21 protein-coding genes are annotated in these 24,149 nt (G+C 64.1%); 4 read left to right on the forward strand and 17 right to left on the reverse strand.

Annotated features, from left to right (window positions below; translation table 11 throughout):
• The first annotated feature begins 39 nt into the window (after window positions 1–39).
• Both ACQR1B_RS12975 and ACQR1B_RS12980 read left to right on the forward strand, forming a co-directional pair.
• Complete coding sequence (locus ACQR1B_RS12975; RefSeq protein ID WP_434831719.1) at window positions 40–1,320, forward strand: acyltransferase family protein; 1,281 nt, start codon at window positions 40–42, stop codon at window positions 1,318–1,320.
• 194 nt (window positions 1,321–1,514) lie between these two features.
• On the forward strand, window positions 1,515–2,372 hold the full coding sequence (locus ACQR1B_RS12980; protein ID WP_434831718.1) for an SDR family NAD(P)-dependent oxidoreductase: 858 nt from the start codon (window positions 1,515–1,517) through the stop codon (window positions 2,370–2,372).
• Window positions 2,373–2,414: 42 nt separating this feature from the next.
• On the opposite strand, the gene asnB is transcribed toward ACQR1B_RS12980, so the two are convergent.
• From asnB to ACQR1B_RS13035, 11 genes are all read right to left on the reverse strand, one after another.
• On the reverse strand, window positions 2,415–4,355 hold the full coding sequence (asnB, locus tag ACQR1B_RS12985) for an asparagine synthase (glutamine-hydrolyzing) (RefSeq protein ID WP_434831717.1): 1,941 nt from the start codon (window positions 4,353–4,355) through the stop codon (window positions 2,415–2,417).
• Between the two features lie 49 nt (window positions 4,356–4,404).
• Entirely contained in the window at window positions 4,405–5,448 is a 1,044-nt protein-coding gene (locus ACQR1B_RS12990) for an NAD-dependent epimerase/dehydratase family protein (protein WP_434831716.1), read from the reverse strand.
• Complete coding sequence (locus ACQR1B_RS12995) at window positions 5,445–6,500, reverse strand: Gfo/Idh/MocA family protein (protein ID WP_434831715.1); 1,056 nt, start codon at window positions 6,498–6,500, stop codon at window positions 5,445–5,447. The genes ACQR1B_RS12990 and ACQR1B_RS12995 overlap by 4 nt, the downstream gene beginning before the upstream one ends.
• Window positions 6,497–7,825, reverse strand: a complete 1,329-nt coding sequence (locus ACQR1B_RS13000; protein WP_434831972.1) for a glycosyltransferase — start codon at window positions 7,823–7,825, stop codon at window positions 6,497–6,499. Before ACQR1B_RS13000 ends, ACQR1B_RS12995 begins: the two co-directional genes overlap by 4 nt.
• 107 nt (window positions 7,826–7,932) lie before the next feature.
• The gene (locus ACQR1B_RS13005) at window positions 7,933–9,432 is read right to left on the reverse strand and encodes a lipopolysaccharide biosynthesis protein (protein ID WP_434831714.1); all 1,500 of its coding nucleotides are present in this window, start codon (window positions 9,430–9,432) and stop codon (window positions 7,933–7,935) included.
• A 193-nt stretch (window positions 9,433–9,625) separates the two neighbouring features.
• Window positions 9,626–10,783, reverse strand: coding sequence for a glycosyltransferase family protein (locus ACQR1B_RS13010; RefSeq protein WP_434831713.1), 1,158 nt, complete (start codon window positions 10,781–10,783; stop codon window positions 9,626–9,628).
• A 73-nt stretch (window positions 10,784–10,856) separates the two neighbouring features.
• Window positions 10,857–12,173 carry a DUF4910 domain-containing protein gene (locus tag ACQR1B_RS13015; protein WP_434831712.1) on the reverse strand — a complete coding sequence of 439 codons (1,317 nt, stop codon included), beginning with the start codon at window positions 12,171–12,173 and terminating at the stop codon, window positions 10,857–10,859.
• Window positions 12,174–12,196: 23 nt separating this feature from the next.
• On the reverse strand, window positions 12,197–13,165 hold the full coding sequence (locus ACQR1B_RS13020) for a phytanoyl-CoA dioxygenase family protein (protein ID WP_434831711.1): 969 nt from the start codon (window positions 13,163–13,165) through the stop codon (window positions 12,197–12,199).
• 72 nt (window positions 13,166–13,237) lie between these two features.
• Entirely contained in the window at window positions 13,238–13,780 is a 543-nt protein-coding gene (locus ACQR1B_RS13025; protein ID WP_434831710.1) for a dTDP-4-dehydrorhamnose 3,5-epimerase family protein, read from the reverse strand.
• 8 nt (window positions 13,781–13,788) lie between these two features.
• A complete protein-coding gene (locus tag ACQR1B_RS13030) occupies window positions 13,789–15,051 on the reverse strand; it encodes a methyltransferase domain-containing protein (RefSeq protein WP_434831709.1) in 1,263 nt (420 codons plus the stop codon).
• A gap of 58 nt (window positions 15,052–15,109) precedes the next feature.
• Window positions 15,110–16,147 (reverse strand): NAD-dependent epimerase/dehydratase family protein, encoded by a 1,038-nt coding sequence (locus tag ACQR1B_RS13035; protein WP_434831708.1) that lies wholly within the window; start codon window positions 16,145–16,147, stop codon window positions 15,110–15,112.
• A gap of 324 nt (window positions 16,148–16,471) precedes the next feature.
• Here ACQR1B_RS13035 and ACQR1B_RS13040 point away from each other — a divergent pair, with 324 nt between their 5' ends.
• Entirely contained in the window at window positions 16,472–17,572 is a 1,101-nt protein-coding gene (locus ACQR1B_RS13040) for a hypothetical protein (RefSeq protein ID WP_434831707.1), read from the forward strand.
• A 140-nt stretch (window positions 17,573–17,712) separates the two neighbouring features.
• Here the strand turns inward: ACQR1B_RS13040 and ACQR1B_RS13045 are convergent, their stop codons facing one another.
• Window positions 17,713–18,366 (reverse strand): PIG-L deacetylase family protein, encoded by a 654-nt coding sequence (locus ACQR1B_RS13045; RefSeq protein ID WP_434831706.1) that lies wholly within the window; start codon window positions 18,364–18,366, stop codon window positions 17,713–17,715.
• Window positions 18,363–19,160 (reverse strand): glucose-1-phosphate cytidylyltransferase, encoded by a 798-nt coding sequence (locus tag ACQR1B_RS13050; RefSeq protein ID WP_434831971.1) that lies wholly within the window; start codon window positions 19,158–19,160, stop codon window positions 18,363–18,365. Before ACQR1B_RS13050 ends, ACQR1B_RS13045 begins: the two co-directional genes overlap by 4 nt.
• A 377-nt stretch (window positions 19,161–19,537) precedes the next feature.
• Here ACQR1B_RS13050 and ACQR1B_RS13055 point away from each other — a divergent pair, with 377 nt between their 5' ends.
• Window positions 19,538–21,013 (forward strand): undecaprenyl-phosphate glucose phosphotransferase, encoded by a 1,476-nt coding sequence (locus ACQR1B_RS13055; RefSeq protein WP_434831705.1) that lies wholly within the window; start codon window positions 19,538–19,540, stop codon window positions 21,011–21,013.
• Window positions 21,014–21,240: 227 nt separating this feature from the next.
• Here the strand turns inward: ACQR1B_RS13055 and ACQR1B_RS13060 are convergent, their stop codons facing one another.
• The 4 genes from ACQR1B_RS13060 to ACQR1B_RS13075 form a co-directional block, all read right to left on the reverse strand.
• Window positions 21,241–21,624 (reverse strand): H-NS family nucleoid-associated regulatory protein, encoded by a 384-nt coding sequence (locus ACQR1B_RS13060; protein WP_434831704.1) that lies wholly within the window; start codon window positions 21,622–21,624, stop codon window positions 21,241–21,243.
• Between the two features lie 336 nt (window positions 21,625–21,960).
• Window positions 21,961–22,218, reverse strand: coding sequence for a hypothetical protein (locus ACQR1B_RS13065; protein ID WP_434831703.1), 258 nt, complete (start codon window positions 22,216–22,218; stop codon window positions 21,961–21,963).
• Window positions 22,219–22,671: 453 nt separating this feature from the next.
• A complete protein-coding gene (locus tag ACQR1B_RS13070) occupies window positions 22,672–23,013 on the reverse strand; it encodes a hypothetical protein (protein WP_434831702.1) in 342 nt (113 codons plus the stop codon).
• Window positions 23,014–23,405: 392 nt separating this feature from the next.
• Window positions 23,406–23,675, reverse strand: coding sequence for a hypothetical protein (locus ACQR1B_RS13075; protein WP_434831970.1), 270 nt, complete (start codon window positions 23,673–23,675; stop codon window positions 23,406–23,408).
• Between the last annotated feature and the right edge of the window lie 474 nt (window positions 23,676–24,149).

Raw genomic sequence — 24,149 nt, forward strand, 5'->3', positions numbered from 1 at the left:
GCGAAGCTGAAATCTTCCTCCGACTCTTTCCCGGATCTCATGGCCAATATTCTCGCGTTCGGCCGTCTTCGCGCCGTCTCCACGCCCTCGCCGGTCGAGAGTCCCGATGCCGACGGCGCGCCTGGCGCCGCGGCGCGCGTTGCGGACGCCCATGTCAGCCAATCCCCGATCCCGTCGCTGGACGGCATCCGCGCGCTGTCAGTGCTGATCGTCGTCATCGGCCATTCCGGACTCCAGGCGCTGATCCCCGGCGGTTTCGGCGTCACGGTGTTCTTCTTCCTGAGCGGCTTCCTGATCACGACCCTCATGCTGTCCGAGCACGAGCGGACCGGCCAACTCGACGTCCCGAGCTTCTATGCCCGTCGCGTGTTTCGATTGATGCCACCGCTGCTGCTGACCTTGGCGATCGCCTATGGGCTCACCTATGCCGGCCTCTTGGATGGCGGGATCACGGCCAAGGGGCTGTCGGCGCAAATTCTCTACTTCGCGAACTATTACGGCCTGTTCTTCGATCCCGGCAACACGGTCCCCGACGGCACCGGCATTCTGTGGTCGCTCGCGGTCGAAGAGCATTTCTATATCGTCTATCCCTTGCTGATGACCCTGCTGCTCGGCCTGGCGCTGCGGCCCCGCACCATCGGTGCGCTGCTCGGATGTGTCTGCCTCGCCGTGCTCGCATGGCGCATTCATCTGGTGCATGCGCCCAGCTTCTTCCCCGACCGAACCTATTACGCTTCGGACACGCGCATCGATTCGATCGCCTATGGCTGCCTTCTCGCGCTCGTCATGAACCCGGCGCGTCAGTCCTCGCCTGCGCGCGCGATGTCGGCAGCGCAATGGACGCTCATGCTGGCCACAGCAGTCGTGCTGCTGTTCTCCCTGCTCTACCGCGACCCGACCTTCCGGGAGACGGCGCGCTACAGCATCCAGGGCCTCGCTTTGATGCCGCTGTTCTACGTCGCGGTGCGCTTCGCCGATGCCCCGCTGGTCCGTTACCTCAACCGCCCCTGGATGATGACGCTCGGCACCTATTCCTACGCGATCTATCTCATCCACAATGTGGTCATCAGGGCGATCGACAAGAACTTTCCCGCGATAGCCGCCAAGCCCTACATCCTGTTCCCGCTGACGCTGCTGATCTCGATCATCTATGCCGCGGCGATCGAACGGTTCATCGAGCCGTATTTCAGGCAGCTCAGACACAAGTTCAGGCCGGCGGCCGGTGCCCCGCAGGCAGTCGGACCCACACTGAATCCGAGCGGACAGAGCCGGTCCAGCCTCGACCGCCTCGTCGAAAGCCCGCGCACGCGCGCGTCGTGAGCGCGCCGGGCCCATACCGCGTGATCAGATCGACATGAGCGTGTGCGCGGCCATGCAGAAGCGTGCGGACGCTCAGCGAACGACAACCCCGGCCGTCGCCGAATCGCAATGCGTCAAATTGAGCCATTCAATTATTAAACCCGCCATTTAATGTCGTCCTCATTGAAGCCAAATGATTTTTTGGGGACTGGTGAATGCGGTTCGCGAGCGCGGTAGCACGACGAATTCGACGAAATACGCTCGGACCGCTGCCGGACGACCCGGCGCTGACGCCGTTGCGATCGCCGCTTCAGATCGACCTGTCGGGCCGTGTGGCGCTCGTCACCGGGGCGGCCGGAGAACTCGGGCGGCCGATCGCACGAACGCTGGCGGCCTGCGGCGCAAAGGTCGCGATCCACTATCTGACGTCCCGCGATGGCGCCGACAGGCTGCGTGACGAACTGAACGAACTGCATCCGCAGCGGGCCTGCACGGTCTCCGGCGATGTCGCCAAGCTCGAGGATGTCGAGGCGATGCGCCGGATCGCCGAGAGCAGGCTCGGCCCGGTCGACATCGTCGTGAACAATGCGGTGACCTGGTTCGACGAGCGTCCCGTCACCGACCAGACCGCCGACCAGTTCGATCGTGTGTTTCGCTCCTCGGTGCTGCAGGCCTGGGCGACCGCCCGGGTCTTTTCCGGCCCGATGATCGAGCGCAAATGGGGGCGCCTGATCTCTCTCGGCACCGAGATGACGAGCCTGGCGCTGGCCAACCGCGCGCCCTACACCGCGGCCAAATGCGCCATGGACGGCATGCTGCGGTCTCTGGCGCGGGAGCTCGGCGAGCATGGCATCACCGTCAATCAGGTCGCACCGGGCTGGGTCATCTCCGACAAGGATCGCCGGGATCGCGACGAGGTGCAGCCGCTTTACGAGCGCTCCGTGCCGCTCGGACGGCGCGGCTACGATCAGGACGTGGCCAACATGATCGCGTTTCTGGCCTCCGACCTCGCCGGCTTCGTCACCGGCGTCCGCGTGCCGGTGTGCGGCGGAATCGTCATGCCGGAAGCCTGAGCGCTTCCCGTTCGACGCAAATGACTCGACTGGTTGCCGCCCTCAGCGAAACACGCTGTGGCGGTGACACCAGCGCACGAACACATAGACCGACCACACGCGCGACCAATAGATGCCGGGCGCGCCGTCGAGAAAGGCGCGCCAGAGCCGCGCGACGGCAACCGGATCGAGGCCCACCGGGGTGATCGCCTGCGGGTCGCGCAGGGTCCGGTCCATCGCATCCTGCAAACCGCGACGGATCCAGCGATCCATCGGCAGCACGAAGCCGCTCTTCGGCCGGTCGAACAGCGTGAGATCGAGCCCGCGCAGGCCGATGCGCCTCAGCATCGCCTTGCTGCGCAGCGGCTGATAGCGCACATCGTCGGGCAGCCGGTCGACGCTTTCGAACAGCACCTGATCCACCAGCGGCACGCGCTGCTCCAGCGAGGCCGCCATGCTCGCCACGTCGTTGTCGCGCAGCAGCCGCTCGCCGAGGAACAGGCGCTGCTCCATGACGCTGATCGCCGACAACGGCGTGCGCGCGCGGGTCTCCGCCGTGATCTTTGCCTTCATGGCGGCCGGCAGCCCGTCGCTCAGCGCAGCGGCCAGATCCGGCGCGAGCAGCTCACGCTGAAAGCCGGGCAGGAACAGCGCATACGCCATCTGGTAGAGCGCCAGCAGATCATCGCCGCGGCGAACCATCTCCGGAAGCTTGGCCCAGCGTGTCTGCGACGCGACGGCACCACGCGAGGGCGACAGCATCCGTGCGGCCAGCGATGCAGCCGCGACCTTCAGACCGCCCGGCACTACCCCGGTCCGTTGCGACCATTGCTGCAGCACCGGCAGATCACGGAACGATGTGTAGCCACCGAACAGCTCGTCGCCCCCGGTGCCCGACAGCGCCACCGTGAATCCAGCGCCGCGGATGGCATGCGACATGTAGTAGGAATTCAAGCCGTCGAAGGTCGGCTGGTCCAGACTGTCGAGCGCCGCATCGAGATGGTCGACGAAGTGCTGCTCGGTCAACACCACCTCGTGATGCTCGGTGCCGATCGCGGTGGCGATCTGCCGCGCGATCGGCCCTTCGTTCAGCTCCTGCTCCTCGAAGGCGAGCGTGAAGGTGTGGATCGGACTTGTTGCGGCGCGCTGCGCCAGATTGGCCATGACCGAGGAATCGATGCCGCCCGAGAGAAAGACCGCCAGCGGCACGTCGCTGGCGAGATGCAGTCTCAGCGTTTCCTCGAGGATGACGGCAAGCTCGTCTTCCTCCATTCCTTGCTCAGGCGCCCGGCCGGGGATCGACCAGTAGTCCTCGTCGCGGATGGTGTTGCCGACCCCGTCAAACGCGGTCAGATGACCGGGGGCCAGCAGTTCGACGCCGTTCACGGCCGTGCCGGGTCCGACTACGAAGCCGTTCCACACGGCGCTGGCGACGGCCTGCGGATCGAGCTGCGGCTTGCCGAGAAGGCCGGAGGCCAGGAGAGCGCGCAGCTCCGAGGCAAACGCCAGCGACCAGCCGGCATCCGGACCCGCCGCGCGCGCCACGTAGAGCGGCTTGATGCCGAGGGGATCGCGCGCCAGCAGCAGCCGGCGCGCCTCCGGATCCCAGCAGGCAAATGCGAACATGCCGCGGAGCCACGCAACGGCCTTCGGGCCATGCAGGCCGAGGGCCCGCAACATCACCGCGGTGTCGCCGGTCGAACTGAACTTCTGTCCCTCCGCGACCAGACGCTGCCGCAGATCGGCGAAATTGTAGATCTCGCCATTGAACACGATGACGTGCCCGGTCACCGGGTCCGTCATCGGCTGCACACCGGCCGGTGACAGATCGAGGATCGCGAGACGGCGGTGCGCCAGCAGCGCGCCCCAGCCGCGCTCGTCCGGCTCGGAGACCCACGTTCCCCCGGCATCCGGACCGCGGTGGAGCATGGCATCGTTCATCCGCTGCAGGGCGGCGCGGTTGTCGTCGTCGACCCGCCCGATGATCCCGGCTATGCCGCACATCGGAACGATCCGCTTGCAAGATACGAGGTCGCCATGAAGCCTCGCGAGGTCATCGCGGCCCTGACATCGATGCTGCCGATCCGGACGACCACGATGCCGGCGCTTCGGCCGGCGCCGGCCCCGGGCCGTAGGTCCGCGCCAGGCATTGACGGTAGTCGAGCGGCGGCGTCCAGCCGAGCGTCTCCTTCAGCTTGCGATTGTCGAACCGCAGCGGCTTGAGCATCGCGTCGAATTTCTTAGGGGTGAGAATCGCGGGCACCTTGGTCGCCCGCCTGAAGATGGTGACGAAGGCCAGCCGCACGATCGCGCTGGCGAGCCAATGCGGGATCGGCAGCCGCAAGCCGCGCTCACCGGTGCCTCGCATATAGTCCGACAAATAGGTCCAGACGCGCTCACCGGGACCGTCGACGATGTTCAGCGTCTGGCCCTGCGCGCGCGGATCGGATGCCGCCAGGGCGAAGACGTCGGCGCAGTTCTCGACATGGGTCATCGGGATGCGGGTCAGCGGCCCGATCACGACGTGGTGGCGTCCGATCTGCTGGCCGAGCGCGGCGAGATAGCCGTGATCCCGTCCCCAGATGAAACCGGGGCGAAGCACGGTGAGATCCCAGCCGTGGGTCTCGGCATAGCGGCGCGTCACCCGCTCCTGCCACCATTTGGCGACGGTGTAGCCGCCGCGGGTGTAGACATCCGGCGTCTGCTGCAGCGGGGCAGCCTCGTCGAGGACATCGCGGGTCGCCGTGTAGTCGTAGACCGAGAAGCTGCTGCACAGCACGAGCCGGCGGCAGTTGCTGCCCGCCATCGCCTCGAGCAGCCGCTCGGTGCCGCCGACCGTGCCGGCGAACTGCGCGTCCTCCCCTCCTGACACCACGGCGGCAAGATGGATCAGCACGTCGACGTTCTCGAAGGCGCCCGCGAGGTCGCGCGAGGTCCGCAGATCGGCCCTGACGAGATCTACCGACGACGGCCATCCCAGCGCATCCACGCGGGTCGCAGGACGCACCATGGCGCGCACCGCGATGCCACGTGCAAGCAGCGCATTGACGACATGCCGGCCGAGAAAGCCATTGGCGCCGGTGACGAGGGCCTTCATGTCCGCTGCTCCGTCATCGCCTGAGCGCGCGGCTTCATGGCTTCGACCATCCGATTGACCGCGAGAACGTCCTCGATCGTGATCGGCAGCGATGCTCCCGCCGCCAGCGCCTGATAGGTGCGCGCCAGACACTCCCACAGCCCCTCATAGGCACCGGGGCCCTTGAACTTGCGCAGCAGGGTCGACAGCGCCGCGCGGCGGACGCTGCTGCCCTCCTCCAGGCCGCTGAAGAACGGACGCAGCGGCTTCGGCACGTTGCGCGGGCCATCGAAGGTGAGCCGGGTCTCGAACAGATTGGCGGTCGCCTGCATCCGCTCGCCATAGACCCGCAGCCAGAACGCATCCGGCTGCGCGCTCGCGCTGAAGCCGAGCGTCGCCGTGCCGCGCTCGGCCTCGACCACGCTGCGAAACTCATCGAACGGCAGAGGCGACGGCTTGCGCTTGCTCCAGACGGTCTGCGCGTTGCGGTGCGGGCCGATGAAGGCGTGCGACAGCGAGGCGAGATGCGGCAGGAAATCGGCGATCGCGCCGCCGGCGAGGTTGAGCGCAGGATGCGGCGAGTTCGGATCGGCGAAACCGTCGGGGCCGAGGATGTCGAGACAGATCAGCACGTCCACATGCGTGACCGCGCCAAACTCCCCTGTCTCTGTGCGGCGCAGGATCTCCTGCGGCGCGCGGTTGAAGACGTAGTTGTAATCCTCGACGACGTGGCGACCGATCTGCTTGGCCCGCAGCGTCAGCGTCTGCAGCTCCTCGAAGGTCGAGGTCGCCGGCTTCTCCACGATCACATGGGCGCCGGCCTCGAGCGCATCCATCGCAAGCCGGAAATGCGAGGTCGGCGGCGTCGTCACGTGCACGACGTCGGGCCGCACGGTCTGCAGCATGGCGCGGTGATCGGTGAACCAGGCCGGAATGGCGTAGCGCTCGGCCGCGGCCTCGGCGGTCGCCGGCGAGAGATCGCAGATGGCGGCGAGCTGAACGCCTGGCAGGGTGTTGAGGCAGGCCAGATGCTGGCGCGCGATCTGCCCGGCCCCGATGAGCGCAGCCTTCATGACGGATTGGTCTCCAGGATCTCGCAGTAGAACTCTTCCAGCGCCTGCGCCGCAGCGCTCCAGGCGTATTTCTCGACCGCCACCCGGCGCGCGGCGGCACCGAGCCGCGCGGCGAGATTTGGCTCGGCGAGCAGACGATTGACGGCGTCCGCAAAGGCGGCCGGCTCATTCTCGATGAGAATGTCGCGCCCGGGCACAGCCTCGATGCCCTCTGCGCCCAGGCTGGTCGAGACGATTGCCTTGCCCATCGCCATCGCCTCGACGATCTTCAGCCGCGTGCCGCCGCCAAGGCGCAGCGGGACGACCACAGCCGCGGCCGCGGCCAGATGCGGACGCAGGTCCGGCACGAAGCCCGTGAGCTCGACCCGTGGTCCTGCGAGTGCCAGCAGCGAAGGCGGCGGCCGCCCGCCGATGATCTTGCAGCGCGCATCGGGATGCCGCGCGGCGATGCCGGGCCAGACGTCCTGGACGAAGTGCGTGACCGCGTCGATGTTCGGCACCGTCGACAGCAGCCCGAAATAGACCACCGTGCGCCCATCCGACGCCGGATCGGTGCCGCGCGGTTGATAGAAATCGATATCGGCGGCGTTCGGGATCACCGCGGTGCGAACGCTCGGAAGGTCGTCGTGGAGACGCGTCTCGTCGTCGACGCTGCAGAGATAGACGCCGTCGGCCGCGTCATACGCCGCGAGTTCTTCGCGCCTCAGCTTGCGCCAGTTGGCCCCGGCATAGAGCCGCCGGCCGAGGCTTGCACCGGTGGACGCAAACTGACGCGCCAGATCGTAGGCGATCTCGTGCGAGTCCACGATCAGCCGCGGCGGCGCCTCGCCGGCCGGCGCCTGCCGGAAGCGGCAATGACCCAGATAGGGAAATTCGAGATTGACGATGTCGAACCGTGTCGCACGCAACACCCGGTCCAGCACCCGCTGCAGCTCGGGCAGCGCGACGCGCAGGCGATCGAAGCTGCGGAGCGACACCAGGGAGCGCAGTTGCTGGAGCCGCTTGGCAAGGCCGTCGCGGCCGTAGGGGTTGCGGACCAGCACGACGTCGCGGCAATAGGCCTGCATCGCGCGGCGACATTCGTCGATGTCGAAAGCGTCGTCCACCAGCGTCACCGCGGTGAGATCATGGCGGCGCGCGAGCTGCGTCATCAGCCCGTGCATCCGCGCCTGGGCGCCGAACCGAGGCGGGCTCGCCGGCATGTGCGAGACGCTGAGAATGCGAAGACGCCGCGAGGTCCCGACGCCCGGCGTGCAGCGCCGTGCATCGCCCTGCGCCGGCGGCGCAGGGTCAAATACATCCGGGGCTGAGCCGTCGTGAGTCATGGCCATCTGAAAAAATTAAATCATTTCCGTATTATATATATCATTTAATTCATGGCGACAGCTATCTTGGCCGGCGCCTTCCGTACGGGCCCCCATCCGGCTGCCGGTCATCGCTTGCGGATGACATCATGGATGATCGTACCTGCGATCCGGAGCGGCTCGCTGTGCCGGAACACACCGACGACGATCGCGAGATAGACACAGCTGCAGAAGCAGCCCGACAGCACCATCCGAAGGATGGCTGGAACGGCAGCGAGAAGCGTCGCTTGCAGCCACCAGCCTGCGGCCGCGGTCACAATGGCGCCGATCGTCTGCGGACCCGCGGCTCGGAAGACCAGCGCCGCTCCGATATCGATCGGGCGGCCCGCATAGATCACTGACGGCAAAGCGATCAGCGAGTAGCCGATGACGACGCCCCAGGCGACGCCGACCGGCCCGAAAGGCAGCCCCGCCAGCACGGCCACGACCTGGGCCACGAGCGAAATGATGCCCCAGGTCTGCCAGCGGTCCGCCCGTCCGAGCGACAGATGCAGCCAGCCCTGCGAACCCTCGACGACGTGCGAGATGCCGCGCAAGGCGATGATGCTCAGCAACCCGCCCGCCGCCTGCCACTTCTGCCCCAGCAGAACGACGGTCAGGTCCTCGGCGGTGACGGAGAGGATCGCCGCCGCCGGCATCAGGAAGAAGGCGAGGATCGAGAGCGCCGCCTCGTATTTCTGTCGTAACGCGGCCGGATCGGATTGCAGCTTGCTCAGGGCCGCGCTTCCCACCGCATGCGTCTGGTTGAGCGCCGCATAGATCGAGTTGTCGTACAGGTTCATGGCGTTCTGGTAGTAGCCGACCTGATCGGGCCGATAGACCAACCCGAGCGCGATCCGGTCCACCGCCCTCGACAGCGTATAGGCGACGGTGAAGCCGACCACGTGCAGCCCGAACCGGACCATCGACTTCACCTCGTCGTCGAACACCGGAGTGCCCGGCCGCCAGGGGCAGGCCGACCACGCCGCAACGACGACGCAGATCGCGCTCGTCACCGGGCGAAGCACGAGCGCCCAGTAGCCGTAGCCGGCCATTGCGGCCGCGACCGCGACGATCGTACCGACGAGCGTACCGAACAGCTGGATCCGGCCAATACGGCCGAACTGCATCCGCCGCCGCAGCAGCGCCATGTGCTGATTGGTCAATCCGGACAGCACGAAGGTGATGGCGACGCAGAACGAGATCGGCTGCAGCCGCGGATCATCGTAGATCCATGCGATCAGCGGGCTGGCGGCTGCAACGATCACCGCGACCGCCACTCCGATGCCGGCACTGACCCAGAACAGGCCGCTGACCTGCGCGGGCGTGATCCTGCTCTTTTGCGCGGTCGCATCCAGCAGGCCGAAGTCGATCAGGAGCGGCGCAAAGCTCGTCAGAACGGTGACGATGGCGACGAGCCCGAAATCCTCCGGCGCGAGCAGCCGGGCCAGCACGATGGCGGCGAAGATCTGGAGCGCGGCATTGCCGTATTGAATGACGATCGAAATGATGCCGCCACGCAAGGCGCGGCGCCCGAGATCACTCGATGCCCGATGTTCTTCGAAATAGGCGGTGACGGCTTCCGACATGTCAGCTCAATCGCCTTTCCTGGGGGCCGGTCTCCGAATGCCCTGCCGTACGCCGGTCACGTCAGTCGGAGGCATGAAACATCCTGTCGTCGAAATGGAGCAATCGCGAAAATCAGTTCTCCGTCACGCCGTGACGTCCAGAACGAGGACACACCGTTGACGCCACTTTGTGGCGGAGACAAGGATTAAATCTTCATGTCGCCAATAATAGCGGCTCACGATTTAATTCCGGCAGCCCGATCGCGGAGCCGCCCGACACCATCTCGGCGAGCGCCGCGAGCCGGCCCTTGCGCACCGCGAGGCCCGGCAGCGGCGAAAGACTCGTGGCCGCCAGGATCGTCTCCCACCGGTACACCCAATCGTGCCGCATCAGGGTCTGCGCCATGCCGGTCCGCCGCATCAAGTCCTGACGCTGCGGGTCCCGGTCCAGCTCGCGGATGACCCGGTCGATATCATCGGACGTATGAGGCACGTGGACCATGGCGTCGGGCCAATCGAACAGTTTCGGAAACAGCTCGTTGTCGGGACGCTCGCCAAGCATGATGGCGCCGGAGGCCGCGCCTTCGAAATACCGGTAGCCGAACTCGACCTGCCGGCCGGTTTCGGCGGGCTCATCGAACTTGCCGGGATTGACGAGGAAATACCTGCTTCGCTTGGCGAGGTTCGCCACCTGTGCCCGGTGCTCCCCGAGGTCGATGGCCTGGCTGCCGCCGATCGTATCGTGAAGATAGAACAGACCGCTCTCCCGGGCCATGGCGAGCAGCTTGTCATGGATCACCCGGGACCGGCGCCCCATGCTGAAGACGTCGATGGCCCGCTCGGGCGGATCAGGATACGGACAGAACCGCAGGGCATCGATGGCGAGCGGCAGATGTACGCAATCCTGTCCAATCTCCTCGCCGAGCGGCTTCACCGTGCTGATCTGGAACGGCATCACGATGTCGAACTTGGCGAGGATCTTCAGGAAGTGACGATGCTTGGCGATGTCCTTCACCCAAAGCTCGTCGAGCAGACAGACCGACGTCTTGCACGCCCCTCTCAGGTCCGCGATCGCATCGAACATGATGAGGTCCTGCGGGAAGCCGCAGATGGCGAACAGAACGTCATATTGCTGCTGCGCCGGAATGCGTGGCAGACCGGGGTTCAGCAGCACGGGTGCGTGATAGGCCAGTCGCGTCGCGAAGCTCGCCCGCCTGGCGGCCGGGTCGAGCCTCGGCGCGAACAGCTCGGCGGAATCGACCTCGCAGATGATGTCCTCGAGCTCGACATGGGGGCCGCGGTTGAGAGCCCTGCCGAAAATGTTCCGGAGCGAAAAGACCGCGATGCGGGGCTTGCTCGTCTGCGAATTCATCACGCCTCACTGTGTCCTGGGCAGGCCGCCATAAGCGGCGCCGAGCAATTCACGCGAACAACTCATCGCGGGATCACGACGAGACCGCCGGCCTGATGAGACCGGCATCCAGCGCCAACCGTGACGCGGCCTCGATCCGTGCGAACGGAACATCGGCGCGGATCGCCATGTCCAGCAGGCTGTGCTGTCCATCGGCGAGATTGAGCACCCACAACAGATCCATCTGCGTCGCCCCGCCCGCCTCGCGCTGGCCGGCGATCGCCCGATAGAGTCCGCGCCGCCCGAGTTGCGGCTCCCCCCGCCCATCCACGCGTTCATGGACGACGTCGCGGTCGAGCAGATCGAGCACCTCCTCGATCACGGCATAGGACTGATCGAGGCAGTGCGGCTTGACGAAATCGAGATTGTCGGCGGAGGTGTGATACTCCAGAAACGTGCCGTGCACCCCGCGCATCAGACAGCCCACCGGCAGATCGAAGCCGGGCGAGCAGAACTGCCGCTCGTCATAGCCATACGGACTGAACGGCAGGATCTGGTGAGGATGGCCGGCATGCTTCAGAACATGCGCCACGGCACGGTCGATGGCTGCGCCCTTGCGGCTCTGCTTGTAGTGAAATCCGCTGGGATCGCCGAGACAGGTCAGGGCGAGGCCATGTTCGATACGATCGAGGTGCTGCTCGTTCCGATCGAGCCAGGCCAGCGCGCCGATCGTCGCCGGCAGGAACAGGAAGCGGTACCCCAGCCGGCCGGGTCGCCGCGCCTGCCGCATCGCCAGCGCCGTCATCACCGCAATGCCGGACAGGTTATCGTTGGCGAGACTCGGGTGGCAGACATGGCAGGTGATCAGCACCTCGTTCGTCGTCTCCCCCGGGACGAAGAACTCGCCGTACGTCAAAGCGCCCTGCGACAGGTCGCTGTCGATCTCGACGCGATAGCTGTCGTCGGTCATCTCCCGCCAGAGCTTGTCGGGAAGACAAAAACCCCAATCGTCGGCATAATAGCCGGTCCGATACGGAATGAGATCAGGCTGGTCCGGCAAGGTATGAACGTGCTTCGCCAGTTCGGCGCGGCTGAGCACCGCCTGCACCGGCTTGCTGTAGCCCATGACATGGAGATTGTTGTCGGCGAAGTCGACGAGACGGCGTCCCGATAGGGTCGAGATCGTCGCGCGGCGGATGTTCCACTCCGCCGGCACATGCCAGTCCAGAACCGGCGTCCCGGACGGCACCTCGTGGATCGCCAGGTCGAGATGCCGTGCGACAACCGCGAGCGTCTGACGGACTCCGGCGCCCGTGAGGCTTCGGTTGATCGGAAACAGCTCCGTGACCAGATCGAACAGATCGATCGCCGGTGCACGTGGCCCAACCGATGATGTGAGGATGTCCAGCATGACGCGCGAGTCTCGGATGGAGGTCAGGCCGATGCCCGGGCGGGATCGGCGGTAGCATCGCCGGCCGGCAACGGCACGATCGTCGGCTGGTAGATCAGATGATCCCGGAGGACCGTGCCCTGATCGTATGGCGCGACCACCTCCTCGGGCAGCCGCGCCAGATCGGTTACCCGCAGGAAGTCACGCAGATTCGTGCCGGTCGATTCCGAATCGACGTTGGCGGCGCCTCGCCTGCCGCTGACATCAGCGAAATGGACGGTGCGGAAATCGATGCTGAACCGCGTCACGCCCGAACTGTTCGGCACCGACGAATGCAGGTGCGCGCCCGAGAAGATCGTGACGCCGCCGCTCGGCGCGATCACCCGGATCTGCGGATCCAGATCGATCTCCTGCTCCGGCTTCGGCTGCACGCGCGTGTCGGTCTTGATGTGCTGCGCCGCCGATGCGCGCGACGTCCGATTCCACTCGTAGTAGTCGTAATCCCTCGAGCCGTTCTTGATGGCTTCGTCGAAGTAGCGCGGGTGGAACGCAAGGCCGTTGTCCGGCGTGATGTCGTAGACGGGCAGCCACCAGTTGAGCTGACAGGACGGCGCCGAGTACCAGGTATCGCGATGAGGATGAAATGCGAACGCTATGCCGGTCGTGAGATAGTCGTTGCTGGTAGCCGACCGCAGCCGCGGCACGTCGAAATAGGTGAGCTCGGGATCGCAGCCGAGCTCGCGCAGCGTTCCCTGGACCAGTTCCTTCGAACGCGGATGGTGAATGAAGAACGGCTTCAGCTTGGCGAGGATCTCGACATAGCGCTCCACGGGGAGCTCGAACTGCGCCGTGCGTGGATCGTAGGGATGAAACGCCTCTTCGATCAGCTCCCGTGCAAAGGCAACCAGCTTCTCGATCGACGGCGTCGGCGCATACAGGAACAGCGCGCCCTCGTACAATTTTTGACGCCGATGGTCATCCGGCACCGCGGCATCAACGAAGATATTCGTCATTCCGTGCCCTCCTCAGCGGGTTGTCGAACCCCGAACATCCTTGGCCGGCGGCAACTGCCAATCCGCGCCGTCTCACCACGATCCTCGTTCTGCAAGCAACGGCCAGGCGGCGTCCTTGGCCGACAACACCGTCACCGTCTCGGGCCATTTGATCCCGATGGACGGATCGTCATGCCGGAAACCGTCCGACAGCTCCTCGACATAGGCGGTGCCCATCAGGTACTCGACGGTCACGTCATCGGTCAGCGTCTGGAATCCATGGGCGAACCCGGCGGGGACGTAGAGCATGCGGGCCGTCGACGGTCCGAGCTCGCAGGCATAGACCTCGCCTCGCGTCGGGGAGCCCGGCCTGATGTCGACGATGACGTCATGGATCAGGCCGGCCGAACAGCGCACGATCTTGGCGTCGGCTTGCGGCGCCCGCTGGAAATGCATGCCGCGCACGCTGCCGCGAAGTCGCGTTACCGAACTGTTGCCCTGAACCGGATCGAAGTCGATGCCCGCCTCGGTGAAGGTCCTTGCGCACCACGTCCGGGTGAAGCTGCCGCGCTCATCGGAGCGAACCGTGAGCTCGATCAACCGCGCATCCGACCGTCCCAGTTGGACAAACCTCATGACGCCGTCTAGTCCTCGATGGTGGCCTTGGGCACCGGCACGATGAAGCGGCCGCCCCAGTTGCGGATCTCGGCCATCTGCGCCTTGATCTCGTTCTTGATGTTCCACGGCAGGATCAGGACATAGTCCGGCTTGGCCTCGAAGATCGCTTCCGGCGGCAGGATCGGAATGCGCACGCCCGGCATGTAGCGGCCCTGCTTGGAGGGAGCGCGATCGACCGTGAAGTCGAGGAAGTCGGTCCGGACACCGCAATAATTGAGCAGCGTAACGCCCTTGGCCGGCGCACCGTAGGCCACGATCTTCTTGTTGTCCCGCTTCAGCGCCGTCAGCAGTTCGAGAAGAGCCCGCTTGGTCTCCTTGACCTGCTCGTTCCAGGCCATGTAGATCGCGTCCTCGTGCAGGCCATAGGCGCGCTCCCGCGCCAGCACGTCGGCGACGTTCGGGCTTTCCGCGTGCGATGCTCCCTGATGGCAGACGAAGAACCGGATCGAGCCGCCATGCGTCTCGGGCAGTTCGACGTCGAACCCCCGCAGGCCCGCTTGGGCGAAAATGCGCTGGCCGGCGATCAGCGACAAATACGAGAAGTGCTCGTGATAGATCGTATCGAACTGATGCCGCTGCATCAGAGTCAGGAGATGCTGGACCTCGAAGGTCGCGACGCCCTCCGGCGCCAGCAGGATCTTGGCCCCGCCGACGAAATCATTGATGTCCGGAACATGGGCGAGCACGTTGTTCGCGGTGAGCAGGTCGGCGGACCAGCCCTCCTCCCGCAGCGTGGCGGCGTAGCCGCGGCCGAAGAACTCGACCCGGGTCTCGATGCCTTTGGCGCGCGCGGCCAGCGCAACGCTTTCGCAAGGCTCGACGCCCAGGCAATGAATCCCCTTCTGCATGGAGTATTGCAGCAGGTACCCATCGTTGGATGCGATCTCGACATGGCGCGACGCCGGCCCGAGATTGAAGCGCGCGGCCATGGCGTCGACATAGAAGCGGGCGTGCTCGAGCCAGGAGGTCGAGTGCGACGAGAAATAAGCATAGTCCGCACGGAAGATCTCGGACGCAGCCAGCAGATCGCGCGTCTGCGCCAGGCGGCACTCGCGGCAGACGAAGGTCTCGAGCGGATAGAACGGCTCGGCCTTCATGTAGTTGGCCGGATCCACGTAGTCGTTGGCGACCGGCGAGGCGCCGAGATCGATGAGCTTGAGCGTCAGATCATCGCCGCAATGCCGGCATTTGGGCGCGACACCTACGGCCGTGGGAAGGCTCAGTTCCATGGTTTCTCCGTCACTGTGCTGTCTGGCGGCGCGAAGTCCTGTCGGCAAGCGGACGACGTCACGTCCACTTGAGCCTGTCGTTGATCCTCGAGGTCTCCATATGGTCCTGCAGGACCTTCAGGCGGATCAGATCGGATGAACGAAACTCGGCATCCTTGAAATTCATCCGCTTCAGACCATCGATCAGATTCTGGATCGATTGCCCCAGCGTCACCTGCGGCTGGTGATCCGGCGCGAGCGACTTGTACAGGCCGAAATCCACCTTGTAGGACCGGCTGTCGACCGGCGCCGACGTATTGATCGACACATCAGTGCCCGGGACCCGTCCGGCCACCGCGTTGGCGAGTTCCTTGACCTGGTAGTTGCAGTCGTCCGAGCCGGCGTTGACGGTGAGAAAACGACCACCGGCGGCCGCCGGCCGGTCCACCGCCCAGTCGATCGCCCGGGCCATGTCGGCGACGTCGATCAGGGGACGCCAGGGCGTGCCGTCGGAGAGCACGCTGATCTGCCGGCGCGTGAGCGCGCAGGCGACGAAATCGTTGAGCACGAGGTCGAGCCGCAGCCGATCCGACATGCCGCAGGCGGTGGCGAAGCGCAGGCAGGTGATGGTCATGTCCGTCTCGATCGCGGCCAGCCCCTGCTCCGATCCGATCTTCGACTTGGCGTAGGCGGTGATGGGGTTGAGCGGATCGCCCTCCCTGCGCGGCGGCCCATCGGCGATGCCGTAGACGCTGCAGCTCGACGCGAACACGAAGTTCTTCACGCCCGCCGCCGCAGCCGCCCGGGCGAGCGACACGGTGGTGTTCTGGTTGATGTCGATCGTCACGTCCTGGAAGCGATTGCCCATCGGGTCGTTCGAGATCGCGGCCAGCTGCACCACCGCATCGTAGCCGCGAAGATCCAGCGCCATGTCGCGAACGTCGCCATGGATCTGCTCGTCGAGATATCGCTCGGGGAGAACCGGCGCTCCGGTCAGGCAGTGCGCAAAATAGGCATTGTCGAAACCGTGCAGCGTGGCATCCGGCCGCTGCGCCCGCAGATGCCTTGCGACAACGGGACCGACATAGCCCATGTTTCCTGTGATGAGCACTCTCAAAATCGTTACCCTCTACGCCACGAACCAAAGCACGATTTAAATAACCTTTCGCATCATATAAATTATATTATCCGGCCGCGTCCAGCAAATCCGTCGCGGGCCCGATTGCATTCCGCGACTGATGCGGTAAACGTCGGAAAAGCCGGCTAAAAGGCGCGCCGGTCGCGTCGCAGGACGATCCGTGGTACCCAGGGCGGGACAACCGACGGCTATTTAATTATAATGCCAAAAAATTAAATAATCGCCGCGAATTGAACAAATGGAAGCCGCAAATCTCGGCCGCTTTAATTCGGACGCTTTACTTGAAGATTTGAGAGACAGAGCATGACGCTATCCGCCGGCGACTGGGTCGAGGTTCGCAGCAAGGAAGAGATTCTCGCGACGCTCGATGCGAATGGGCGCCTCGAAGGGCTGCCGTTCATGCCGCAGATGCTCAAATGGTGCGGCCAGCGCTTCCAGGTTTACAAGCGCGCCCACAAGACCTGCGATACGGTGACCGGATACAACACCGGCGAATGGCTTGGGCGGCGCCTGCCCAACGCCGTGCATCTCGACCTCCGCTGCGACGGCGAGGCCTATGGCGGCTGTCAGGCGGCCTGCCTGATCTTCTGGAAGGACGCGTGGCTGTCCCCGGTCGATCCGGCCAAAGCCGCTGCGGCCGACCGCGCGCACGCAGCCGCTCGCCAGCCGTCCGGCGGATGCTCGGCGCGCGCCGTGTGGGACGCGACGAAGTCGCCCGATCAGGTCGCCGGCAAGGGCCCGAAATACTCCTGTCAGGCGACCGAGCTGCCGAGCTACACCCAGCCGCTGAAATGGTGGGACGCACGGCAATATGCCGAGGATATCGCCTCCGGCAATGTGTCCGTCGGCAAGATGTTCCGCGGCTTCCTCTACTTCGCCTATGTCGGCGCGACGATGGCGCGCCGCCCGAGACTCGGGCGTCCTGCGCGCTGGATCTACGACCGCGTCCAGTCGCTGTGGGGCGGCGTGCCTTTTCCGCGTCGACGCGGCGACCTCGCCACCGACAAGGACGCGCCGATCGCGCATCTCGGACTGCAGGCGGGAGACCTCGTCCGCGTCCGGCCGCACAAGGACATTCTCGCAACCATCGACAAGCAGACCAACAACCGCGGCATGGGCTTCGACGCCGAGATGGTGCCCTATTGCGGAAAGGTGTTCCGCGTGCGCACCCGCGTCGAGAAATTCATCGACGAGCGCACCGGCTACATCCGGCGGATGAAGACGCCCGCGGTCATCCTCGACGGGGTCTACTGCCAGTCGCGCTACAGCGAGAACCGCCTGTTCTGCCCGCGCGGCATCTTTGCATGGTGGCGCGAAGTCTGGCTGGAGAAGGTGCCCGCCGCGGCGATCGAGCGCCCGCCGGCGGAGGAGACGGTCGACCTGCCGCGGCGGGCGACCGGCTGACCGTTACCGAGCCTCCCCGCGCTGCAGCGCTTGCAGCCGAGCGCCGCGGCGTCGGTCGCCGCGATTTCTCCACTCGCCGATCCCAGCGATCGATGGGTAATTCCGGCGCGGACGCGAGGGTCAGCCGCTTCCGCTGACGATCACCCCAGCGCGAGCTTGCGGGCGACGAACGCCTCGGCATAGCGCTCGGCGGCACGGCATTCCATGCCCCGCAGCCGCGCCAGACCCATGAAGGTCTCGGGGTCGAACCACTGCTTCGAGCGCTGGCTGCCGAAATGCTTCATCAAGAGCGCGACCTTCCGCTTCATGACCAGTTCGGAGACCGGCATGTAGACGTTCGGCCGCCCGAGATCTCCGTCCCATTTGGGGATCTCATATTCGAGCACGAGATGATCGCGGAACGTGTTCCAGACGAGGCGATTGACCTGACGATGGTCCTGATGCGCGTCGTCGCGGCGATGCGCGAGAATGACGTCGGGATTGATCCGGCCCTTCAACTGCTCGAACCAGGCCTTGATCGCCTCACCCTGCTCCGGGAAGAAGCCATCGCGAAAGTTCATGATTTCGAGATGACAGACGGCCGCTTCGGCGAGAAAATCGTCGGCTGATGCCCTCGCCTCGACGCCGCGCTCGCCGTTGCCGCTGAGCACGCACCAATGCACGTCGAGACGAACGCCCCGATCGAGCAAGGTCAGAAGGGTGCCCCCTGCCCCGATCTCGATGTCGTCCGAGTGCGCACCGAGACACAGGACCGACAGCCGGTCGCCGCGACCGGCGAGCTGCAGCGCCCTCATCCGTTCACCACCGCCGGAAGGTTCGCGCCGAAATGCCAGGGCGTATCGCCACGCTCGATCATCTCCTCGAGCACCTGGCGGTCCCTCAGCGTGTCCATGGCGCGCCAGAACCCTTCGTAGCGATAAGCCATCAGCTCGCCACGGTCGATGAGCCGCTTGAACGGCTGCACGACGAGTTCGTCGCCTTCCTCGATGTAGTCGAAGATCTCCTTGCGGAAGATGAAATAGCCGCCGTTGATCCAGATGTCGGAATCGTTGCTCGCCGCCATGCGGCCAACCTTGCCGTTGGCGTCGAACTCGGCGAGGTGGAAGCTGATCGGCGGATGAATAGCGATGAAGCAGCCGATCATGCCGCTGCGCTTGAAGCGGTCGATCATGTCGGGCAGCGGCGCGTCGGTCAGCCCGTCGCTGTAATTGGCCAGAAAAATCTCCTCGTCCTGCACCAGGTGCCGGACGGCCCGCAGACGCTGGCCGATGTTGCGCCAGATGCCGGTATCGACGAGCGAGACGCGCCAATCCGCCGGACGCTCACCCAGCAGTTCGACCTTCTTGCCGAACTGCGAAATCGTGCAGTCGGTGGTGGCCGCCTGATTGTAGTTCAGGAAATAGTCCTTCACCACATTGGCCTTGTAGCCCAGGCACAGGACGAAATCGCGATGGCCATACTGGCTGTAGTACTGCATCACGTGCCACAGGATGGGCTGATGGCCGATCGGAATCATCGGCTTCGGGATGCTCTCGGAATATTCCCGGATCCGCGTGCCAAGTCCGCCGCAGAACAAAACAACCTTCATGGCTCGACGTCCTTCAGATGCATAATCTTGGAAATGAGCGTCACGATCTTTCGACCTCGCCGACCGATTGCAATTAATAATCCGATTATAATCGATTTTAAACAATATTTTGAGCGGCCGATATTGAAAATATCGGCGCACCTCCATCATCGATCCCCATGGCGTCCCGCATCCTCCTGAGCTTCCGCCGGAGCCCCTGCCGCCGCACGTCGCAGCAGAGCCGATTTGGTTCACGCGATTTGCGATCGCATCGGTATTGAAAAACCATTCTGCACAAATATATAATTCGGTCTCGATTTCTATTTTTTTATATTTAATATTCGATTATATCACGCCGAAGGCGGCTATTTTAACCGGGTTTCGAACACCGACATCCCATGCATTACGTGGATCAGCCCGAGACTCTCGATCGGAACGGCATGCCGGCCGCGATGTTGGCGGAACGGCAATTTCAGCGGCGCAAATGGCCCGTCCATTACGCCGCCGTGGAGCCCTTCGCGGTCGCAGCCGACATCGCGACCATCACCATGTCCAGCGTGCTGTCCGGCTTTCTCTATCACCTGCAGGACGCAGCCGGCGCGAACGACGTCAGCAAGTCGGTCGGACTGGCGATCCTGGTCTCGGCGCTGTTCGTGTCGCTGATGAAGATCCGCGGAATGTATCGCCCGGCCGAGCTCCTGATCCTGCCGCGGCAGATCCGCGCGACCTGCCTGACCTGGATCACCGCCTTCCTCGTGCTGGCCGGCGCGCTCTTCGCGCTGAAGATCGGCAGCGAGTTCTCGCGCGGCACCAGCATCGTGTTCGCGATGCTCGGGCTGATGGCGCTGGTGCTGAATCGCCGGATCACGGAATATCTGCTGGCGAAGGGCCTGGCCGAGAAACGGTTCTCAGGGCGGAACATCGTTCTGATCACCGACGATGCGAGCAAGGACAATGCGGGCCTGACCCAGGCACTCACGGATACCGGCTTTCGCGTCAAGCGACACTTCCTGCTGCCCGACCCCGGCTCTCATCCGGATCAGCGACGAAGCGTCGTTGCAAGCGTCATCGATTACGTGCGCGGCTCCGACATCGAAGAGATCGTGGTGGGCGCCAGCCCCGATCCGTGGTCCGACCTGCGCACGCTCGGCGCCGAGTTGAGGGTCCTTCCCTTCCCGGTGAGTTTCGTGCCGGTGGGAACGGCTTCAGAGATCTTCAAGCGCCCTCGTCACGAGCTTGGCAGTGCCGTCTGCATCGAGCTGCAGCGCGGCCTGATGAGCCCGCTCGAGCACACGACGAAGCGGCTGATGGATCTCGTTCTGGCGGGAGCCGCCCTGGCGCTGCTGTCGCCGCTGCTGCTGCTCGTTGCAATCGCAATCAGGCTCGATTCGCCGGGACCGGTGCTGTTCCGGCAGCAGCGGTGCGGATTCAACGGCAGATCTTTTCAGATCTACAAGTTTCGCACGATGTCCGTGCTCGAGGACGGCCCGTCCATCGTCCAGGCCCAGATCGGCGACAGCAGGTTCACGCGTCTGGGCGTGTGGCTGCGCCGAACCAGCATCGACGAACTGCCGCAACTGCTCAACGTGCTCAACGGGAGCATGTCCCTGGTCGGTCCCCGCCCGCATGCGCTGGCCCACGACAACGAATTCGACAAGCTCGTGCGCAATTATGCGTATCGTCGCCGGGTCAAGCCTGGGCTGACGGGATGGGCGCAAGTGCATGGTTGCCGAGGACCGACGCCGACGCGCGCCTCCATCGAAGAGCGGGTCGAATTCGATCTCTGGTACATCGACAATTGGAGTCTGTCGCTGGATCTCGCCATCCTGCTGCGGACGCCGCTCGAGCTGATTCGCGGCAACAACGCCTATTAGCGTGCAATCGCAGCGGCGATGCCTCGCAACCTGAAGCCGGATCAGGAGCCTCAGTGGAGGCTCGGTCGCTCGCGGTTGCATCTCGCGGGCGGACGGACCAAGCCTGTTCGTCGATTCGAGAGGCAAACCAGGCGGACGAGTCTTAGCGGAGGAGTCTTACATGTCGCGCCGCCGCATCGCGCCGCACAGCTTCGTCTCACGGAGGCGGCGCGCCGCCCCACAATCGATCAGGCTCGCTGACGGCGGCTCTTCGGGAGACCGGAGCCGTTGATCGCGAATTCCTCGATCCGGTGCCCGGTCTTGATCGCGGCGACCAGCCAACGCGGCTGCTTGCCGCGGCCGGACCAGGTCTCGGAGGTCTGCGGATTGCGATATTTCGGCAAGACGCGCGGATATTTGCGCCGCGCCTTGCCGTTGTCGTTGTAGGACTGCGCGCTCTCGTTGTTCGCCCCCTCGATGGCGCCGCGGCTGCGGTTGAGAACCGCCAGACGACGTTCGAGCTCGCGCTTCTCAGACGTGATCCTCACAGCCAGAATCTGACTGATCTGCTCATGGAGAGACCAGAGGTCATCGAAAGACATCGCCTCGAAATCGATCTTCTTGGTGGACATACAGCGACCTTTGTCTGTGATCTCTATCCTGCCGGATAAACGTCATATAATTCGGTATTTCGATCCGCAAGTGGTTCGCTGTCGGAAAAACTGAATATTTGAATTATATCCGTCCCCCGACGTCAAAAGGTTGTACCCCAATCAAATATCAACCTGCAACCCCGTTCCATGAAAATGTGTCCACGCCATTTTTTGAACCGGTGGACGGTCGACACACGCGGTGAAAAAATGTCAAATCGATACGATCCGCAAGTGATTTCCGTACTATGCGGCGAAGGCGCGACGGAATGTCGTAGTTATGGCGGCAAAAATGGCCAAGCGGAAGCTGCCGAGCACTTAGTAGATGCGGTGTTCCTCACGGCCTGCGCGCAGCGCATACAACCTATTCGGGCGACAAGACTGATAACCCGGATATGGATATTTCTGCATCGACACAAAATGCCGAAGCAGGGTTTTAATTACGCACATCACTGGGAATATGCCGCACAGCGACAGACTTGCCTGGATGCATTCGCTTCCATCGATTGCAGTGGCGAATATCGAATGCCACATCCCAGTGATGAAAGCAGCCATCGCATCGGCTGCGCGCGACATTGCGCATCACCTCAGAGAACTCTCTTCACGAATTCATGATTGGGCTGATATCGCGACTCACGCGCCCGTGGGCAGGGTGAAAAGACCAGAGGCTTTTCGGCAGCACCAAGCGCCGACTTCACTTCCGTTTCTCCGATCTGCGTCGGCCCCGTAGCGCTCGATGCGCGCATCGAGAGATGCACCGATCAAGCCGCCCGCGCCATCAATCCGATTGATCGCCGGGGGGGGGAACGATCCGTGACGCGGCAAATGCTGCCGCGCGCACGTCGGCAGTTCAGACGCGGGCTCTCAGCGCCGCCTTGACATCGGGATGCCTCGAGGCCGAATCGGGCGGATGTCGACTACGCGACGGGTTCCACCCGGTTCGGTCAGCGCAAAGCGCAACCCGCCGGCTTGGCCATGCCCCACCTTCCATGAAAATGCGGCGGACCGACCAACGCGCCTGCCCGGGCCCTACTTCTGCTGCTTGGTGCGGCCCGCCACGACGTGCCGCGGCGCGATCAGGTGAGCGGTGCCACGGTGACGCCTGTTGGCCACCGGGCGGCGATTGGGGACGCCGGGGGACTCGACACGCTTCTCGAGGCTGCAGCTGATCGAACGGATCTCGTCCAGGAGAGCGTCGCAGAGTTCTATCTGGGACAACAGGGCGGCCGGTGTCGCGTTGTCCGGCGACCGCACATGCAGACGCGCCTTCGCGTCCCGTATTCTGCTCAATGATTTCTGGACGGAACTCAATGTACCGCCGCCACAAACATCCACATTATCAATCAACGCCGCACTAAACTCGTCACACAAGGACGGACCCCACTCGTTGGCGAGATTCAAAGGGATTTTTTTCGAACGCCGGCGAATTGCAATCGCGACGACGATCGGCTCCGATGATCGGGATTAAACTAACCACTCGCGACAAGTTAATTTACCATCTGGAACGCAAGACATTAAATACTTCCGGCATACGCCGCGGCTGGGAGTATATTGTTACCGCGACACCGAAAGGACTTATTAACTACTCTTCGTCGGCGACAATTGAAGCTTTAGTTTGTTCAGCGTGCATATTTTCATGTCCGACGCCATCCGTGTACCCAGAGAAAATATTTAATGTTAAATTGTGAAAAACAGGCGACGCAACCACCCGAGTTAATGAAGCCGAGGTCCGCGCGCCACCGCCCGGGCTCCTCGTCTCGGATTCACCGGATCATCGACCGCTCTGGCGCTCCGCAGACCACGGCGCGGCGATATTGAACGCCCCGGGGGGTCTCCACGGCGACGCGCCGGATGCACCCCGGATGGATCGCGAGATTGTAGTGAAACGGCGTGGCCTCGAACGCGCCATGCAGGCGGCACAGCCGGCTGAGATCCGGGCCGCACTCGGTGAGCGGATAGAGCCCGCGCCCGGACGCCGGCGTGAGGACCCCGGCCAGAATGGTGGCGAGAGCGGCAGCGGCGATCCTGATCACGTTCGACAATGGCTTGCTCCCTCACAGGCGGATCGACGGCGGATGGGGGCACCATAGACTTGAATGACGGCCATGGACAACTTTCCGCTCCGGTTTGGCCACCCGTCCATCCTGCCATCCGATCTGCCGCATACGCCTCCGTGGTCGACGCCCCCCTGCGACTCGAATAACCGTTGCTCAACGGCTTTCTGCCTAAAATTTATATGGGTTTGGTCAGGTCGCAGAAAGTGGGCCCCATCGCGGGCCAGCCGCGACGATCGATACCCCGCAACGGTAATTTGGTGAGGCTGGACTGTGACCTAATTGGCACGACGCGGTAAAAGCAGGCCGGCACGAACGGTGGCGCGCTTTCGTCGGGGGTGGGCGCCGAGTAGGTTGAAACCAAGTGGGATGGCGATCTCCTCCTTGGGAGGGGGGAGTGGCGTGGGGAAACGTATTTTCTTGCCGTATCCGAGCATGCGTTTGAAGAGCTTG

The sequence above is a fragment of the Bradyrhizobium oligotrophicum genome, assembly GCF_051168495.1.
GTDB classification, from domain to species: Bacteria; Pseudomonadota; Alphaproteobacteria; order Rhizobiales; family Xanthobacteraceae; genus Bradyrhizobium; species Bradyrhizobium oligotrophicum_A.